The 18396-nt window shown below is 53.8% G+C and carries 15 protein-coding genes and 1 pseudogene; 10 read left to right on the top strand and 6 right to left on the bottom strand.

All coding sequences use genetic code 11. The features are described 5' to 3' along the window. Positions 1 to 5 precede the first annotated feature (5 nt). On the top strand, positions 6 to 1193 hold the full coding sequence (locus tag O1721_RS00150; protein ID WP_032649549.1) for a glycoside hydrolase family 88 protein: 1188 nt from the start codon (positions 6 to 8) through the stop codon (positions 1191 to 1193). Between the two features lie 32 nt (positions 1194 to 1225). Here O1721_RS00150 and lysM read toward each other — a convergent pair whose 3' ends face one another. From lysM to qseB, 5 genes are all read right to left on the bottom strand, one after another. Further along, a complete protein-coding gene (gene lysM, locus O1721_RS00145; protein ID WP_014885249.1) occupies positions 1226 to 1666 on the bottom strand; it encodes a peptidoglycan-binding protein LysM in 441 nt (146 codons plus the stop codon). A gap of 151 nt (positions 1667 to 1817) precedes the next feature. Continuing rightward, a complete protein-coding gene (locus O1721_RS00140; protein ID WP_003862506.1) occupies positions 1818 to 2132 on the bottom strand; it encodes a putative quinol monooxygenase in 315 nt (104 codons plus the stop codon). A gap of 30 nt (positions 2133 to 2162) precedes the next feature. Next, the gene (locus tag O1721_RS00135) at positions 2163 to 2744 is read right to left on the bottom strand and encodes an NAD(P)H-dependent oxidoreductase (protein WP_015571876.1); all 582 of its coding nucleotides are present in this window, start codon (positions 2742 to 2744) and stop codon (positions 2163 to 2165) included. A gap of 104 nt (positions 2745 to 2848) precedes the next feature. Beyond that, positions 2849 to 4198 carry a quorum sensing histidine kinase QseC gene (gene qseC, locus O1721_RS00130; protein WP_017692661.1) on the bottom strand — a complete coding sequence of 450 codons (1350 nt, stop codon included), beginning with the start codon at positions 4196 to 4198 and terminating at the stop codon, positions 2849 to 2851. Continuing rightward, on the bottom strand, positions 4195 to 4854 hold the full coding sequence (gene qseB, locus O1721_RS00125; protein WP_023295445.1) for a quorum sensing response regulator transcription factor QseB: 660 nt from the start codon (positions 4852 to 4854) through the stop codon (positions 4195 to 4197). The genes qseC and qseB overlap by 4 nt, the downstream gene beginning before the upstream one ends. Positions 4855 to 4993: 139 nt before the next feature. Between qseB and O1721_RS00120 the strand changes: the two genes are divergently transcribed. From O1721_RS00120 to O1721_RS00100, 5 genes and pseudogenes are all read left to right on the top strand, one after another. Further along, positions 4994 to 5395 (top strand): YgiW/YdeI family stress tolerance OB fold protein, encoded by a 402-nt coding sequence (locus O1721_RS00120; RefSeq protein ID WP_032649546.1) that lies wholly within the window; start codon positions 4994 to 4996, stop codon positions 5393 to 5395. A gap of 118 nt (positions 5396 to 5513) precedes the next feature. After that, complete coding sequence (parC, locus tag O1721_RS00115) at positions 5514 to 7772, top strand: DNA topoisomerase IV subunit A (RefSeq protein ID WP_032649544.1); 2259 nt, start codon at positions 5514 to 5516, stop codon at positions 7770 to 7772. A gap of 163 nt (positions 7773 to 7935) precedes the next feature. Further along, the gene (gene plsC / locus O1721_RS00110) at positions 7936 to 8673 is read left to right on the top strand and encodes a 1-acylglycerol-3-phosphate O-acyltransferase (protein WP_003862497.1); all 738 of its coding nucleotides are present in this window, start codon (positions 7936 to 7938) and stop codon (positions 8671 to 8673) included. A gap of 61 nt (positions 8674 to 8734) precedes the next feature. After that, on the top strand, positions 8735 to 10147 hold the full coding sequence (ftsP, locus tag O1721_RS00105) for a cell division protein FtsP (RefSeq protein ID WP_017384056.1): 1413 nt from the start codon (positions 8735 to 8737) through the stop codon (positions 10145 to 10147). A gap of 130 nt (positions 10148 to 10277) precedes the next feature. Further along, positions 10278 to 11453 (top strand): annotated as a pseudogene (locus tag O1721_RS00100) (YgiQ family radical SAM protein); the annotation flags it as partial. Between the two features lie 135 nt (positions 11454 to 11588). Here O1721_RS00100 and O1721_RS00095 read toward each other — a convergent pair. Beyond that, positions 11589 to 12224 (bottom strand): hypothetical protein, encoded by a 636-nt coding sequence (locus O1721_RS00095; protein WP_023279901.1) that lies wholly within the window; start codon positions 12222 to 12224, stop codon positions 11589 to 11591. Positions 12225 to 12837: 613 nt separating this feature from the next. Between O1721_RS00095 and O1721_RS00090 the strand changes: the two genes are divergently transcribed. The 4 genes from O1721_RS00090 to O1721_RS00075 are packed head-to-tail and all read left to right on the top strand — an operon-like array spanning position 12838 to position 18378. Continuing rightward, positions 12838 to 14085, top strand: a complete 1248-nt coding sequence (locus O1721_RS00090; RefSeq protein WP_007897923.1) for a tyrosine-type recombinase/integrase — start codon at positions 12838 to 12840, stop codon at positions 14083 to 14085. Then, a complete protein-coding gene (locus O1721_RS00085) occupies positions 14072 to 15838 on the top strand; it encodes a hypothetical protein (RefSeq protein WP_032607906.1) in 1767 nt (588 codons plus the stop codon). Before O1721_RS00090 ends, O1721_RS00085 begins: the two co-directional genes overlap by 14 nt. Then, the gene (locus O1721_RS00080; RefSeq protein ID WP_017384059.1) at positions 15826 to 17943 is read left to right on the top strand and encodes a hypothetical protein; all 2118 of its coding nucleotides are present in this window, start codon (positions 15826 to 15828) and stop codon (positions 17941 to 17943) included. Before O1721_RS00085 ends, O1721_RS00080 begins: the two co-directional genes overlap by 13 nt. 3 nt (positions 17944 to 17946) lie before the next feature. Further along, positions 17947 to 18378 carry a hypothetical protein gene (locus O1721_RS00075; protein WP_063413681.1) on the top strand — a complete coding sequence of 144 codons (432 nt, stop codon included), beginning with the start codon at positions 17947 to 17949 and terminating at the stop codon, positions 18376 to 18378. The last annotated feature ends 18 nt before the right edge of the window (positions 18379 to 18396 follow it).

The following is an 18396-nucleotide window of genomic DNA, read 5'->3' as shown; positions in this document are numbered from 1 at the left end:
GAAATATGTTAAGTCGTATCAAAAAAGAACGTCTGCCTGTTATCGCTGCGCCCGTTGACTCCCGCGCATTCAGCGATGAACTGAATTCGGCGCGCAGCCACGTTCTTGACCTGATTAGCCGTCATTTAACGGAGTTCGGCGACAAATTCCCGGCGGAAACCTGCCAGAACGGTTTTTATCCGCTGACTGACAACGTGGAGTGGACCACCAGCTTCTGGACCGGGCAGCTGTGGCTGGCATGGGAGATGAGCGGCGAGGAAAAATTCCGCGCGATGGCGGAAAAACACGTGCGCTCGTTTGGCCTGCGCATCGCCGGGCGCAACGACACCAACACCCACGATTTAGGCTTCCTCTACACGCTCTCCTGCGTAGCCGCGTGGCGGCTGACCGGAAACCGCGAGGCGCGCGGCTTCTCGCTGCTGGCGGCGGAAGCCCTGCTGGAACGCTTCCACGAGAAGGCGAAAATCATCCAGGCGTGGGGCGATCTCTCCGATCCGGAGCAGGCCGGGCGGATGATCATCGACTGCAACATGAACCTGCCGCTGCTCTACTGGGCAACGGAGCAGACGGGCGATCCGCGCTTTGCCGACGCTGCAAAAGCGCACGTCATGCAGGCCGCGACGTACCTCATTCGTGACGATGCCTCCACCTTCCACACCTACTATATGGATGTGGCAACCGGCGCACCGCGCTACGGCAACACCCAGCAGGGCTACGCCGACGACTCCTGCTGGTCGCGCGGGCAGGCGTGGGGCATTTACGGTTTCCTGCTGAGCTATATCTATACCGGCGACGGAACGATGATCGCCCTGTCAAAACGGCTGGCGAACTACTTCCTCAATCGCCTGCCGGAAGACTACGTCTGCCACTGGGATCTGGCGCTGGTGGGCACCGACGCACTGCGTGACTCTTCCTCGGCGGCGATTGCGGTGTGTGGACTGCTGGAGCTGGTGAAACATCTGCCGGTCACAGATCCGGATCGCGAACGTTACCTCGAATGGGCGAAAGGGATTATGTCCTCGCTGACAAAGCACTATCTGATGGGCAAAGAAGAGAAGGGCAACGGGCTGCTTAAGCACTCGGTGTATCACCTGGCGAGCAATAAAGGCGTGGATGAGTGCGCGAGCTGGGGCGATTACTTCTACGTTGAGGCACTGGTGCGTTTTACGCAGAGCTGGAAACTGTACTGGTAAAAACAGTCGGGGGGTAACCCCCGACTTATCGATCACGCTTTCGGAATACGCAGCGTCTGACCGGGATAGATCTTATCCGGGCTGGAGAGCATTGGACGGTTAGCCTCAAAAATCTTATTGTACTGGTTGGCATCGCCGTACACGGTTTTAGAGATTGCGCTCAGGGTATCGCCGGATTTCACCGTATAGTAGGTGGCTTCATCTTTGGCATCTGTCGCGGTGATATTGTTCTCCACTTCGCTGACGCCCGCGATGTTGCCGACGGCGACCTGGATTTTTTCTTTCTGCTCCTGCGTCAGCCCGTCGCCCGTCACGCTGGCCTTGCCGTCAGTGACGTTAACCTGAACCTTATCGGAACCGGGAATGTTGAGTTTCTTGAGGTGCTCGGTGATTTTGTCGCCCTGACCTTTATGATCGGTCAGGTTATCCCACAGCTTTTCGCCTGCTTCTTTTACGAAGTTAAAAAGTCCCATTCCATCCTCCTGTTAAACATGAAGTCAGAATAAGCATAGCAGTTGAATGTTAAGGTGATGAAAAAAGCCCGGCGGCGTTAACGCTTACCGGGCCTGGGAGGGAAGTTGAAGGCCGGGTAAACGCAGTGCCACCCGGCAAATTTCACGGAACTTAAACCCCTTGCTCCAGAATACGGATGTGGGTTTCCAGAACGTCCCCTTTCACCGCGTCGCTCCACGCTTTCATATGCGCGGTCTGCAAATGCGCTTCAAGGTGCGCGACGGTTTCCCACTGCTCAACCATGATGATTGAGTCTGGCGCGGTCGCCTGGAAGCTTGCGCTGGTGGCGGCGTCCACCATCGGCGCGTAGCCGTGGCAGCCTTCTTCTTTCAGTACGGTCGGGATGATCTTCGCGAACTCATCCAGTACCGCCTGGCGGTGATGTTGGCCAGGACGCGTACGGATTTCAGCAATAACGGTAAGCATAATTAACTCCTTCTAATTCCAGGCTACCAGTTAAGCAAAAATTTCCGCGAGATGCTTGCGATATTCTGCGATATAGCGCGGGACGTCCGGCATTTTAATCACGTCGTTGACGATAAAGGTCGGCAGCGGCTCCATCCCCAGGAACTGATTCGCCTTGTGGAACGGCAGATACGCGCCGTCTACGCCCACGCCTTCGAAGAACTGATCTTGCTCAGTGAAGGCTTCAAGCGGGGCATTCCAGGTCAGGGAGAGCATGTATTTCTTGCCCTGAATCAGGCCGCCGGAACCGTATTTTTTAGACGCGTCTGAGCGGGTGCGACCGTCGCTGGCATACAGCGAACCGTGACCTTCGGTAAACACATCGTCCATGTATTTTTTCACGGTCCACGGTGCGCCCATCCACCAGCCCGGCATCTGCCAGATAACCACGTCGGCCCACAGGAAGTTCTGCACTTCGGCCTTCACGTCGTAATCGCTGTCCGCGCGCACGACCTTAACATCATGTCCGGCGTCGCGCAGGAAACCATCCGCGACCTCGGTCAGGGTGTCATTCAGCTGGCCTTTAGAGTGCGCAAATTCTTTCGCGCCGTTGATAATCAGAATGTTGCTCATTATTTGTCCTCGATGATGAGAGTATGCCGGGTATTCTACGCGCGAGGACGGAGCGGAAAAATAAGCAAAATGTGCAAAGTCTTTTGCGCAGAGCGCAATAATGGCTACCAGCTGACGGTCACCTCAAAGCCCCCTTCCGGCGCATTGCCCAGCGAGACGCGCATCCCGTGCAACGCCGCGATACGCTTGACGATAGACAACCCCAGACCGCTGCCGGTGGCGTCCTGGCCCGGTGGACGATAAAAGCGCTCGCCGAGACGCGCCAGCGCATCGGAAGAAATGCCCGGGCCGTTGTCGCGCACGGTAAAGCTTTGGGTATGCAGCGTCACGTCCACCACGCTGCCGCGCGGGCTGTAACGAACGGCGTTGTCCAGCAGGTTACGCGCCAGAAGGCTCAGCAGTAGCGGCTGTCCGTGACGCATCACCTCGGGCGCGTTGACGTTGAGCCGAATATCAATGCCCGCCTGCTGCGCCGGATGCCAGATATCCAGCACCGCGGATTGCAGCAAATCGGCCATCATCACGGGTTCGACGTCATCAAGATTATCCAGTGAATCCAGGCGCGACAGGGTGAGAAGCTGGTCCACCAGCCGGGAGGCGCGGTCGATGCCCGCATGCAGCTGCCCCAGCGCTTTAGACTGCGCCCCGGGATCGTCAAGGGAAAGCTGCGCCACGTCGGTTTGCACCTTCAGCGCGGCCAGCGGGCTGCGCAACTCATGGGCGGCATCCGAGGTGAAGCGGCGCTCGCGGGCCATCATCTCCTGCGTACGGGCGAAAAGATGGTTAAGCGCATCAAGCAGCGGGCGAACCTCCGTCGGCACGCCGTGGGTGGGCAGCGTATCGGTCGCATCCGGCGAGCGCGAGCGCAGGGTCTGCGCCAGTTTTTTCAGCGGTTTCAGTTCCCGGCTCAGCAGAACAATCAGCAACAGTAGCATTACGGGCAGCGCCACCAGCCACGGCGTCAGCTGCGAGCTGACCACGTCCAGCGCCATATCCTGTCGGTACTCCCACTCCTGGCCAACCACCACGCGGTATTTCCCGTCCGGAGAAGTCAGCCACAGGAAACGCCATTCGTCGTTGTCATCCTGCAAGCGACCGTCATCAAACCCGTCCCGGCGGTAGAGGTAAGGTATGTCGCGCCCGTTTTCGCCGTCGTTAAGCACCATGCTGCCGTCGGCGGTGAAGATTGCGAAGGCCAGCGCATCGTCGTCCAGATGGCCGTGTTTGGCTTTTTTCGGTACCTCGCGCATGCGTTCCGGGGCGCGGAGTTCGTCCACGTCCATCGTCAGCAGCCGTTTGGCAAACAGCATCTGCTGGGTATCGAACAGCTTATCGAGCTTGTCGGTCGTCTGGTGCCAGGCCACCACGCTTGCGGCAAACCAGGCCGCCAGGGACAGCAACAAAAAGAGGAGCGTCAGGCGCAGCTTCAGGCTCAGGCGTTGGGTCAGTTTCATGCGTCACCCAGGGTATAACCGATGCCGTGCACGGTGCGGATAAATTCGCTGCCGAGCTTGCGGCGTAAATGATGAACGTGGACTTCGACGGCGTTGCTGGAGACGTCATCATCCCAGTTGTAGAGTTTCTCCTCGATGGTCTTGCGCGGCAGCACGCGGCCCGCGTTGCGCATCAGCAGCTCCAGCAGGGCGAACTCTTTGGGTTTGAGCACCAGCGTTTCGCCCTCCAGCGTGGCGACAAGGCTTGCCGGATCGAGCGTGACCTTGCCGTGACGCAGCTCGCTGCGCGCCTGCCCGTGGCTGCGGCGCACCAGCGCTTCAAGGCGGGCCGCCACTTCAATCAGCGCGAACGGCTTACACAGGTAATCATCCGCCCCCAGGCGTAACCCTTCGACGCGCTGATTCAGCGCATCCCGCGCGGTCAGGATCAGCACCGGTTCGCTCTTACCGCTTTCGCGCCAGGCGCGCAGGATCTCAAGCCCGTCGATTTCTGGCAGCGTCAGGTCCAGCACCACGGCATCATACGGCGCGGTGTACAGGGCCGCCTGCCCGGTTTTACCGTCGGTAAACCAGTCCACGTTAAAGCCCATTTTGCTTAAGCCCGCTTTGATGCCGTCGCCGATGAGCTTGTCGTCTTCTACCAGTAAAATGCGCATATTTCCTCCTTGATGCCGTCAGTAAACCTTCTGCAAGCGCCTGCTGTACAGTAAAAATAAATAAATTTTCCCCTTAAGAAGTTGTTAAGGTTTACCCTGTTTAATGGATTGTGAAACGACATTAAAGGGAGAGATAAAGATGAAAAAATTCGCTGCAATTGCTGCCATCATGATGATGACCACGGCCCCTGTCTTTGCTGCACAGGGTGGCTTCTCTGGCCCATCTGCGACACAGAACCAGACGCAAACCCAGCAGGGTGGCTTTGTCGATAACAACGCCAACCTCACCACCGCGGCTAAAGTGAAAGACCTGAAGGACGATGCCTGGGTGAAGCTGCGCGGGAACATTACCGAGCGCCTGTCCGATGACCGTTACACCTTCCGCGATGAGAGCGGCACGGTGGTGGTGGAGATCGACCACAAGCGCTGGAACGGCGTGACCGTCAGCCCGCAGGATAAAGTCGAACTCCAGGGTAAAATCGATAAAGACTGGAACGAGTTTGAAATCGACGTGAAGCAGGTTATCAAGCTGAACAAATAACCCGGAAAGGGCCGCTTATGCGGCCCTTTTTCTTTGTGACTCAACTCGCCAGATGAGGTAGTATCTGCGGCAATATTGCCTGAAACCCATCGGTTTCTGAGTTGAGGAATCACACGTAATGAGCGATATGGCAGAGCGCCTCGCGCTACATGAATTCACGGAAAACGCCTACCTGAACTACTCCATGTACGTCATCATGGACAGGGCGTTGCCGTTTATCGGGGATGGCCTGAAGCCCGTTCAGCGCCGCATCGTCTATGCGATGTCCGAACTGGGGCTGAATGCTACCGCCAAGTTTAAGAAATCCGCCCGTACCGTCGGCGACGTGCTGGGTAAATACCATCCGCACGGCGACAGCGCCTGCTATGAAGCGATGGTGCTGATGGCCCAGCCGTTCTCTTATCGCTATCCGCTGGTGGATGGCCAGGGGAACTGGGGGGCGCCGGACGATCCGAAATCCTTCGCGGCAATGCGTTATACCGAATCCCGCCTGTCTAAATATGCCGAAGTGCTGTTGGGCGAGCTGGGGCAGGGGACGGTCGACTGGGTGCCAAACTTCGACGGTACGATGCAGGAGCCGAAGATGCTGCCTGCGCGTCTGCCGAACATCCTGCTGAACGGCACGACCGGAATCGCCGTGGGCATGGCGACGGACATTCCGCCGCACAACCTGCGTGAAGTGGCAAAAGCCGCCATCACCCTGATTGAGCAGCCGAAAACCTCGCTGGACGATCTGCTGGATATTGTGCAGGGGCCGGACTATCCGACCGAAGCCGAGATCATCACCTCGCGCGCGGAAATCCGCAAAATCTACCAGAACGGCCGTGGCTCCGTGCGCATGCGCGCGGTGTGGACCAAAGAAGACGGGGCCGTGGTGATCACCGCGCTGCCGCACCAGGTGTCCGGTGCGAAGGTGCTGGAGCAGATCGCCTCCCAGATGCGCAATAAAAAGCTGCCGATGGTGGACGACCTGCGCGACGAATCGGACCACGAAAACCCGACCCGTCTGGTGATCGTGCCGCGCTCTAACCGCGTGGACATGGAGCAGGTGATGAACCACCTGTTCGCCACTACCGATCTGGAAAAAAGCTACCGCATCAACCTGAACATGATTGGTCTGGACGGTCGTCCGGCGGTGAAAAACCTGCTGGAGATCCTCACCGAATGGCTGGCCTTCCGCCGCGATACGGTGCGCCGTCGTCTGAACCATCGTCTGGAAAAAGTGCTTAAGCGCCTGCATATCCTCGAAGGTTTGCTGGTGGCGTTCCTCAACATTGACGAAGTGATCGAGATCATTCGTACCGAGGACGAACCTAAGCCTGCCCTGATGTCGCGCTTTGGCATCAGCGAAACCCAGGCCGAAGCGATCCTCGAACTGAAATTGCGCCATCTCGCCAGACTGGAAGAGATGAAGATCCGCGGTGAGCAGAACGAGCTGGAAAAAGAGCGCGATCAGCTTCAGGCGATTCTGGCGTCCGAGCGCAAGATGAACACCCTGCTGAAGAAAGAGTTGCAGGCCGATGCCGACGCCTTTGGCGACGACCGTCGTTCTCCGCTGCACGAGCGCGAAGAGGCGAAGGCGATGAACGAGCACGACATGCTGCCGTCCGAGCTGGTGACCATCGTGCTTTCCCAGAGTGGCTGGGTACGTAGCGCCAAAGGCCACGATATCGACGCGCCGGGTCTGAGCTACAAATCCGGTGACAGCTTCAAGGCGGCGGTGAAGGGCAAGAGTAACCAGCCGGTGGCGTTCATCGACTCTACGGGCCGCAGCTACGCCATCGACCCGATCACGCTGCCGTCTGCGCGCGGCCAGGGCGAACCGCTAACCGGCAAGCTGACGCTGCCGCCGGGCGCCACGGTGGACCATATGCTGATGGAGGCCGACGATCAAAAACTGCTGATGGCGTCTGATGCGGGCTACGGCTTTATCTGTACCTTCAACGATCTGGTGTCGCGTAACCGTGCTGGTAAGGCGCTGATTAGCCTGCCGGATAACGCACACGTCATGCCGCCGCTGATCATCGAGAACGAAAGCGACATGCTGCTGGCGATCACCGCTGCCGGACGCATGCTGATGTTCCCGGTCAGCGATCTGCCGGAGCTGTCAAAAGGCAAGGGCAACAAGATCATCAGTATCCCGTCAGCGGAAGCGGCAAAAGGCGTCGATGGCCTCGCTCATCTCTTCCTGCTGCCGCCGCAGAGCACGCTGACCATTCATGTCGGCAAGCGTAAAATCAAACTGCGTCCGGAAGAGTTGCAGAAGGTGGTGGGTGAGCGTGGACGTCGCGGCTCACTGATGCGCGGCCTCCAGCGAATCGACCGCGTGGAGATCGACTCGCCGGCGCGCAGCAAAGCGGACGACAGCGAAGAGTAACCTGTTTCATCCCCCCTCTTTCCGGAGGGGGAATTACCATAAAATTTCCCGTAAAAACGTTGTTAATTCGTGCGTTGCGATTAACAATACGCGCTCGTAATAAAGTCCTTACCTGGCCACAGGTGAAGTATAATTGTCAGCTGTCAGGGCTTCAGAGGTCGCTATGCTATACATTGTTCGTCTCATTCTTACCGTTATTTATTGCATTCTGGTCTGTATTTTCGGATCGATTTATTGCCTGTTCAGCCCGCGTAACCCAAAGCATGTCGCGACGTTTGGCCACATGTTTGGTCGTCTTGCGCCGCTGTTTGGCCTGAAGGTTGAAAAGCGTCTGCCTGAAGGGGCGGAGAATTTCGGTAACGCCATCTATATCGCTAACCATCAGAACAACTACGATATGGTGACGGCCTCAAATATTGTTCTTCCGCCGACCGTAACCGTGGGTAAAAAAAGCCTGCTGTGGATCCCGTTTTTCGGTCAGCTGTACTGGCTCACCGGTAACTTACTGATTGACCGTAACAACCGCGCCAAAGCGCATGGCACCATTGCGGAAGTGGTGGATCAGTTTAAAAAGCGCCGGATTTCCATCTGGATGTTCCCGGAAGGGACGCGCAGCCGTGGTCGCGGCCTGCTGCCGTTTAAGACCGGCGCGTTTCATGCTGCAATTGCGGCAGGCGTTCCAATTATTCCCGTGTGTGTTTCCAATACATCGAATAAGATTAATCTTAACCGTCTGAATAACGGACTGGTCATTGTCGAAATGCTGCCGCCGGTAGATACCTCAAAATACGGTAAAGACCAGGTGCGCGAGCTGGCCACGCACTGCCGCGAGCTGATGGCTCAGCATATTGCGCAGCTCGATAAAGAAGTTGCAGAGCGAGAAGCCGCCGGTAAGATTTGACCCGGTGTCGTGTAAGGGAAAACGAATTCCCGCGTTGTTAGTCGTTTCAGATGGAGCTTATATGTCACTCAGTCGGCGTCAGTTTATTCAGGCTTCGGGTATCGCCCTTTGTGCGGGTGCGATGCCGCGGACAGCCAGCGCCGCCGGGCAGCAACAGCCGCTGCCTATTCCGCCGTTGATTGAATCTCGTCGCGGGCAGCCGCTATTCCTCACGCTTCAGCGTAGCCACTGGTCCTTTACCCAGGGAACGCGCGCGCAGGTATGGGGCATTAACGGACGCTACCTCGGGCCGACCATTCGCGTGTGGAATGGCGATGACGTTAAGCTCATCTACAGTAACCGTACGACGGAAAATGTCGCGATGACCGTCAGTGGTTTGCAGGTTCCGGGGCCGCTGATTGGCGGCGCGGCACGCATGATGTCGCCGAATGCCGACTGGGCGCCCGTCCTCCCGATTCGTCAGAGCGCGGCGACATTGTGGTATCACGCCAATACCCCGAACCGCACCGCCCAGCAGGTCTACAACGGCCTGGCCGGAATGTGGCTGATTGAAGATGAGGTCAGCAAAACGCTGCCGATCCCGAATCACTACGGCGTCGATGATTTCCCGATCATTATTCAGGACAAGCGGCTGGATAACTTCGGCACGCCGGAGTACAGCGAGCCGGGCAGCGGTGGTTTTGTCGGCGATACGCTGCTGGTTAACGGCGCGCAAAGCCCGTATGTTGAAGTGTCTCGTGGCTGGGTGCGCCTGCGTCTGCTGAATGCCTCTAACTCGCGCCGCTACCAGTTGCAGATGAGCGACGGCCGCGCGCTGCACGTGATTTCAGGCGATCAGGGGTTATTACCTGCGCCGGTGTCGGTAAAACAGCTGGCGCTGGCACCGGGCGAACGTCGTGAGATCCTCGTGGATATGACCAACGGGGATGAAGTGTCCGTGACCTGCGGCGAAGCGGCAAGCATTGTTGACCGTATTCGCGGCTTCTTTGAACCGTCGAGCGTTCTGGTCTCCACGCTGGTGCTCACGCTGCGCCCGACCGGCCTGTTGCCGCTGGTGACCGACAGTCTGCCGATGCGCCTGCTGCCGCAGGAGATTGTGACCGGCCCGGCAGTACGCAGTCGCGATATCAGCCTTGGCGACGATCCGGGCATCAACGGTGCGCTGTGGGACGTAAACCGCATTGATATCACCGCCCAACAGGGAACATGGGAGCGCTGGACCGTCCGCTCGGAGATGCCGCAGTCGTTCCATATTGAAGGGGTGTCATTCCTGATCCGCAACGTCAACGGGGCGATGCCGTTCCCGGAAGACAGGGGCTGGAAAGATACCGTCTGGGTGGATGGCCAGGTCGAACTGCTCGTCTACTACGGCCAGCCTTCCTGGCCGCACTTCCCGTTCCTGTTCCACAGCCAGACGCTGGAGATGATGGACAGGGGATCGGTAGGGCAGATGCTGGTGAATCCGGCACCATAAAACGCTTTCTCCCTCCCCCTGTGGGAGAGGGTTGGGGTGAGGGCAACAGCCCGCACAATACCCCTTCATTTCCCCCGGTAAACCAGCGTATAATCCCGCTCCTTTTGTCTATTTTTTCTTCGGAAGCATTATGAGCGCTATTTCCCTGATCCAGCCGGATCGCGACCTCTTCTCCTGGCCCCAGTACTGGGCAGCCTGCTTTGGACCGGCGCCGTTCCTGCCGATGTCCCGGGAAGAGATGGATCAACTGGGCTGGGACAGCTGCGATATCATTCTGGTAACGGGCGATGCGTATGTCGATCACCCGAGCTTTGGCATGGCGATCTGTGGCCGTATGCTTGAAGCCCAGGGCTTCCGCGTGGGGATCATCTCCCAGCCTGACTGGAACAGCAAAGACGACTTTATGCGTCTGGGCAAGCCTAACCTGTTCTTCGGCGTGACCGCGGGCAACATGGACTCGATGATCAACCGCTATACCGCCGACCGTAAGCTGCGCCATGACGACGCTTATACGGCTGACAACGTGGCGGGTAAACGTCCCGATCGCGCGACCCTCGTCTACACCCAGCGATGCAAAGAAGCATGGAAAGACGTGCCGGTGATCCTGGGCGGCATCGAGGCGAGCCTGCGCCGCACCGCACACTACGACTACTGGTCTGATACCGTGCGCCGTTCGGTGCTGGTGGATTCGAAAGCCGACATGCTGATCTTCGGCAACGGCGAGCGTCCGCTGGTGGAGGTGGCGCATCGCCTGGCGCAGGGTGAACCGGTCAGCGAGATCCGCGACGTGCGCAACACCGCGATCATGGTGAAAGAGGCGCTGCCGGGCTGGAGCGGGGTGGATTCCCGCATTATCGATATGCCGGGCAAAATCGACCCTATCCCACATCCGTACGGTGACGATCTGCCGTGCGCGGATAACAAACCGGTTGAGCCGAAGAAAGCGGAAGCAAAGGCCGTGGTGGTGCAGCCGCCGCGTCCGAAGCCGTGGGAAAAAACCTATGTGCTGCTGCCGTCTTACGAAAAAGTAAAAAGCGATAAAGTACTCTACGCCCACGCATCGCGCATCTTACACCATGAAACCAACCCCGGCTGCGCGCGAGCGCTGATGCAAAAGCACGGCGAGCGCTATATCTGGGTTAACCCGCCAGCGATCCCGCTCTCTACCGAAGAGATGGACAGCGTCTTTGCTCTGCCGTACAAGCGTGTGCCGCATCCGTCATATGGCAACAGCCGTATTCCGGCTTACGAGATGATCCGTTTCTCAATCAACATCATGCGCGGCTGCTTCGGCGGGTGCTCATTTACTCTTGTTTTTATGTATTTAGAGTTAAACTCTACTTTTCTATTTTTAGAATTCAAGCTATTCATCGTAATTGAGAGATATCCTTTTAATGTTCAGCAAGCCTGTTAAAAGCACTTTATCTGAACCGCGTTTTGCCTAAATCCTGCTCAATATATACTCTCCCTGAGTTCTGAAATCCTCAAATTCCCCAATCTTAAAGCATTGATACATAGATGATGTCAGATAATGCGCAATCATCTCACCGCCAATATGGATCCGTTCCGGGTGTGAGTATGTCGCCTGTATAGCCCTTTGTTCATTCATCATTACAGGAATTGTCTGCAACAAATCCCCATCCAGGATTTGGCACTCAGGTTTTACTCCTGTTCCGTATTGTAATTGCTCTGATTCGAAATCATGGACTGAGCGATAGGCGAACGAAACGATATTTCCTGTTTCCTCGCAAATTGCGAACTGATAAACACTGGTTGTCACCGTTGAAGAAGAGGGAATTGCATGGTCATGCTTGTATTGTTTCCACAGCCTCCTTAGACAGGCCGATGTATGATAATTGAGATTTTGTATACCTGATACGACCATTCTGGTTGATGCTTCAAGCAACCAGGTGTTAGAAAATCCACCTGCCCCCGTACCTGCTATGATGGTTCTTAGCTGGGGGATGTAACCTGCTTTGGAAACAAAAGATAACGGCTCCCCATTATCGGTGACGGCAAGGGTATCTGTTACAATCAGTGCTTGTGCTTCGTCTGTATAAAATATCAGTGATGACATATTTTCCTCATCCAGAAAAGACATTACATGAATCACAGAACAGGTCACTACAACCACGTGAAAGGGAGTCAGACCATTTTCCAGAGGTAAATATATTCTTGTGTTTGGACGCGTTGCGGTTCTCTGTAAAAAATATATAGCACAAACAAAAGTCCCCGCAGGGATAAATATAGTTATATGCGCTTTTTCTGCTGGCTTTTACAATTGAAAGTGACAGGTAAACGAAATGTGTTACAGGTTTCTTTTGCTTTTCGTTGGGTTCTGTATATGCGAATTTACCCTGTGTGTTATTTTTGCAATGGACTCAGGCTGTATTCAATCAATTAAGGTTTACTTCTGGCATTAAGATGTATCCGTTGCCTGTTTTTTAAGGGCACGGTTTGTGCCGGGAAATGAAAATCACATCTTAAGTTCTTCACTCAAAGGATTTGTGATGTTTATCACGTATGGTCCGGGTAACGTGTTGAGGTCAATGTATTGCATCGTGATGGTGTCGTTACATCTTTTACTTTCCTCCTGATTTGCATATTCACTCCCGGCAACCTGGTTGTTTGTTTTTTCTTCTTCCGGATTTATAGTGTAGGCATGAGGTGGCGTTTCAGGGCGACAGACTGTGAGGATAATCACTAACATTCATGCGCGTTATGGGCGTGTCAGCAAACTGGATGCAACAGAGCCGAAACTGAAATTTGAACCCGGATTTCTGTATGCTGAAATACCTTATATTAGCGGCATCCAGAATCGAAAACTGAGCCGATATGTACACTTTTATCTTATGGATAAAGCTATCCTGCAGGCCAGGGATTTAAAGCCTTTAGCCCGGGCATTTTTACGCTGGATAAGGTGGCTGGAGGATAACGGACTTGACCCTTTCACCCCGGGAACGTTGAAATACCAAAGCCCTACATATGGCTTCAGGGAGTATCTTCTGGGGGCCGTAAGGCAGGGGCGCATCGCCTCATCCACCGCGGCGGTGTACATCAGCGTTATCCGACGGTTTTACGTATTTCTGGGCAAGTGTGGTGAGCTGGCTGCCAGCTCATTTTTTACGTTGGTCGAAAAAGTCGTTGACGGGCGACGCAAGGTGATAAGTTCGGATCTTGCCATCAGGATAACCAGCACAACAAAAAGGACAATCAACCCACTGAATGATGCAGAGGTTCATATCCTGGATGAGGCACTGAAATCTGAGTCCGGGTTGTTCAGTTTAATGATTGTGCTGATGAAAAATTGTGGGTTACGGCTGGATGAAATGCTGACCCTGCCGTCGTCACTCTTTACTGAAGAGTACCTTGCCAGTGTCCCTGTATCTGAGTTGACCATCAGGGGGCTTCATATTGGTCCGAGATGCGGAGTTCATACGAAGTTTGGGATGACGCGAGAACTCTTCATCACCAGACGATTGTACGAGCAGGTTCTGGATTATCTGGCGGATGAGGAGTATGAAAAGAAGATCCAAAAATGGCGTGCACGACAGGGTGGGGAAGGGCGGCACGAGCCTTTATTTTTAATGGCAAACGGGAAACGGATGTCTGAAAAAGCCTTTTACTCCCGCTGGTACAGTTTTCGCCATCGCCTGGCCCGGTCTGCTCCGGGAAATGTGTTCAGACATAAACCCCATGATTTGCGGGCAACGTTTGCGACCCATTTTTTACGCTCGGCACTGAGTTGCTATCCCGATCAGGCCGCAAATGCGCTGGGTACAGTAAAATACTGGATGGGCCATAAAAGCGAAAATACGACGATGAAATACATCGTCTTTCTTCAGCAAAACCAGATTTCTGATGCAGTCGCCGGGGTCATGGACGCATTGATTGACGGTGCTGCAGGTCGCGATGGAGCCATATATGAGCCGGAGTGAAACGCAGATAACGTGGATGGCCGAAAATGTGCTGTCATGGGAGACGGTCAGCGGACACATCACTCAGCGGGATCTGAACCGATATTATTTACTTGACGTTTATCTTCAGGCTCATTTTTCAGATTATGTGTTGCTCCCCGGATGGTTTAGTGAACATTCGCATCTTGCCCGCCCTGAAAAACGCGATTTTATTGCCTCTCTGAAACGATTTCTTCTGTCTTACCGTCCCGCCGGAAGGTTAACCATTTTCCGTTATCTCAATATGTTTTTTATATGGCAGTCAGTCAATCAGTATGACTATGGCACGGCTGAAGGCGTTGAAATGTATATTAAACATCTCATGAACGATATTCGTCGGCGAAAAATTTCAGTCAGGATGGCAAGACACTACTTGTCCGTGGTCAACCGGTTTTTGCTTACGGGCGGGCAGATTCAGAGGCGGTATGAATATGAATTCTTACCGAAAGGAACGTATCAGCAGCAGGGAAGGGATAGCTATACCAGGAATGAACTTTCCGAGATCCTGAGGCAGTTGTCATCCATGAATGAGTTCCTTGCGGGATGTATCCGGGAGCATATCGCTAAATCGGAAAAAGGGGTGCGGCATTTCTCACCGTCTTTGCTGGCACCTGTTTATGAAGCGTATTTCCGGTATCCGGGAGAGAACGGGGTCAGCAGGGCAGAGATCATCATCAGGGACGTTCTGGAAAATTACTTTCTTACTTCTTTTTTTCTGTTCTGTTACCACACATGGGGAAACACCTCTCAGGTTCTGGGTCTGACGCGGGATGATATACATCTGGATGAAAAGGGTATCAGCACTGATTATGTTTATAAGGGGAGAGCGAATAAGTATATACGTCTGACGATAGGTAAATCGGAGTATGTGACCAAACGTGCGGGCTATTACTGGTTTCTGTCTTTTATCAGGCTCAGGGACGACATCGTTAACTATCTGGTTTCCGCAGATAACTTCCCTCCGGTACAGGCGCTGTTTCTGAGTGAGCCGCAGGTGAAATTCCGTAAGCTTTATTCTCTTAATCCCAGTCATCTGACTAAATTTTCTAACTCTGAGGGGGCGTGGGCCACGATGCGGCAGCTTAATCCCTCGCTTCCATCAATTACCGTTTCTGGCTTGCGCAAAACGTCTGAGCAGTATACGGACAGAACATTAAAGAATGGTCTGATTACGGCGGAAAAAGCACAGCATAACTGGGGCACTTACAGGCGGAATTATGCTGCAGGTAACCCACAGGGGGCGAAGGAAAACTTCAGTGCTGCACTTGATACGCTTATGAATCAGGGGATTGCGACACGTGCGTTATCCGAGCGGGTAAAAGTTGCTGATGAGCTGGGGATCGATCTGCGTGGAAGCGATGAGGGTGTGGATCTTTTATTGAATGGCCTGGGATGTCGATCGCAGGAGCCGCCTACAGATATTGAATTGCGCTTTATAAAAAAGCAAAAACGATTTGGCCGGACACCAAAGGCTTGTGCGGATTTTTCTCATTGTGTCGAATGTTCAAAAAGTTGCGTTGTGGAAACGCTGGAGTCTGTATGGCTCCTGCTGTCATTCAGGCATGCTATCGAGTATGGAAAACCGTTGTACATCGGTTCGGTCAATGCTGTGGAGCGTTATGAAACGTTACTCCTGAAGATTGATTTACGGCTTGGGCTGGTAGATGAGGCGATCCTGAAAAAAGCGCGCGTTAAACTTCAGCGAGAAGGTGTGGCTCCGGTATGGCAGATTTGAAGAAAAAAGAGGTAAGCCGTAGTCGAATGGCGGAGTTTCCTGCCGGAACGCCGCTTCGTTCAGGGGATGAGTTTCCGACTGAGGATATCATCTGTGAGGCACTAGAAAACAAAAGCTTTGAACGTCTGAATAACTGCCTGGTTATCGCCAGCTCAGATGAACATGATATGCGTTTTATCAATGAGGAGACGCTGAATATTTATTTCAGGGATGATGTCTGGACCAATCGCTATGTCAGAACCCATATTGGTGAAACGTTAAGAACCGTTAATTTTTCAGGCATACGGGATCCTGAACTGCGTCTTGAAGCCAAAATCATCTCAGCCAGCCTGCTCTGGATTGTCGGCAGGACCGCGAAGACGCAGTCCCTGATCCGGAAATGTGCAAACATTGTGGCGGGAGCCCGTATTATTGAGTCTATGGGGTATCGCAGTCTGTTTCAGCTTCGTTTTCCGCTTGTCCGGAATGCTTTCATTGTAAAGATGAAGGAGGAGGATGAGCACGGCAGGAAGCGTTCTGAAAGAACATTACGTAATTACTTTATGGACCTGGCGGATATCTCGCTGACAGGTCATACCCGTCTTCGAAAATACGGTTACTTTCCTGATATTAGCTTCGACAGTTACAACAGTGTGGATGATTCAAACCAGACATATTGTATGCCTTTCAGTCTTATGATGTCTGTCTGGGAAGGGCTGATTACTGAACTGGATGCTGAAATCAGTGATTTCGATTTTGACGGGTTTTCCCGGCTGTGCGCTATCATAAACGGTTTTTATGATTCGCCTTACTATACGTCGATGCTGGAAGCCCGTAAAAGAGGGACAGCAAAAAGCATACCGGATTACCGGGCCGCGTATTACTACAATATTGTTGCCGGGGAAATTCGGGCGCTTTTCGCGACACTTGGCCCCGGGATGCAGGGCTGGTTCTCGGTACATAAAAATAAGCGCTGGAGATCTGATTTTATTGGCGTTGATCACATAAAGCTGAACACCTGGCATTTTGAGCTGACGTTAAAAGTCATGAATGTGATACAGGCCATGTCGGGGATGAGACACAGCGAAGTGCTTGGCGTGATGCACGGTTCACTGATTTATGATGGTGATATCCTGGGACTTCGTTCGGTGTTGCATAAGTTCGCCCCGGAAGGTGGAAGTCACGAAGACTGGGTTGTTTGTCGCTATGTGGAAAAGCCTTTTCAGCATTTACGCAGAATTAATCAAATCATGACAGGCCTGGACGGGAAGACGCTGGACAATGTTCCATTGTCTTTAAATATCAGGTCGTGGTTCTCGGAGCAAAAACTCTCTTTTATGGGGACGCAGCGCCAGACTGAGTGGGCAAAGAAATTTGTGAAAAGACACCATCTGTTCATCCGACGTGACCATATTGATGAGTTCAGGCTTTTAAATCCAAACATACGTGATGATGAACGCGTTGCGATGGAGATTCGGGAGGGGGCTTTCTGGCCATTGCGAACCCATCAGTTTCGCCGTTCACTTGCTGTACACCTCAGGCGTCTTGATCTGATTTCTACTAATGATCTTATCCGGCAGTTTAAGCACTTAATCAGAGGCATGACGGAGTGGTATATGTCCGGTGCACTCAACGCTTCGCATTTTAGCCGGGCGATCCCTCAGGCATTCGCTGCCGAGATTGAGAGGGTTGATACCGAACTCTCAGCTTCCAGGGCTGTTTCTTATCAGCATGAAGGCCTGCTTTATGGCGAAGGCGGGAAGTTACTGATGTCCCAGAGAGGTGGGCACTTACATCAGATGACGTTTCCTACACTGAAAAAAGCGATGAGCATGGCTAAACGAGGCGGGCAAAAACTGGTATCTCTTGGAAACGGTTTTTATTGCATGAATGGCCATGACTGCGAGTTTAAGGCGGTTGTTCAGTCAGCGTCCTGCAATCCGGGATGTGAGAACATGCTGGCCGGAGCTGATTCTGTTCCCGTGTGGAAACGCAGGATGGCTCATTATGACAACCTTCTGGAGATTGCCGTGCGAAATAATGCTCCTCAGGCTGACAGGGATTTTCTGATGCTTGAGAGAGATTTTTATGCAGATGCTGTCCGTTTTTTTGAAAAGGATGAATAGAGCATGACGAACGAACAGTCGGGGGTTAAAAAAACACAGGCAAGAGCAGAGCAGGCCCTGAGGGAACTGATGTTATCAGGGGAGCGTATCAGCCAGTATGCTGTGGAAAAACGAGCGGGGCTGGCAAACGGCACCCTGAATTATAACTGTCCTGAGTACAGGCAGGTCAGGGAGGCTATCCGCAGTCTGAAAAAAACGTGCCAGGGCACCGCGCCGGTTGATGAGCAGGGCATTGAGCAGCAGATCAAGCTGAAAGAAAAGTATCGCCGTCAGAGAAATGAGCTGAGGGAAGAAATCAAAAAGATGATGGCTGAAAATGTAGAGCTGTTACATAACCTTATACTTTTACAGCAGTATGTCAGGGAGCTTGAACGCAACACCGGGAGGGAGAAAGGGGACGTCATTCCGTTCTCGGGTGGTGTCAGTACAGACTGAGGCTATACTGAACGGAAG

The sequence above is a fragment of the Enterobacter cloacae complex sp. HYC033_NIDB genome, assembly GCF_056673335.1.
This window is presented reverse-complemented; position numbering and strand designations above follow the sequence as displayed.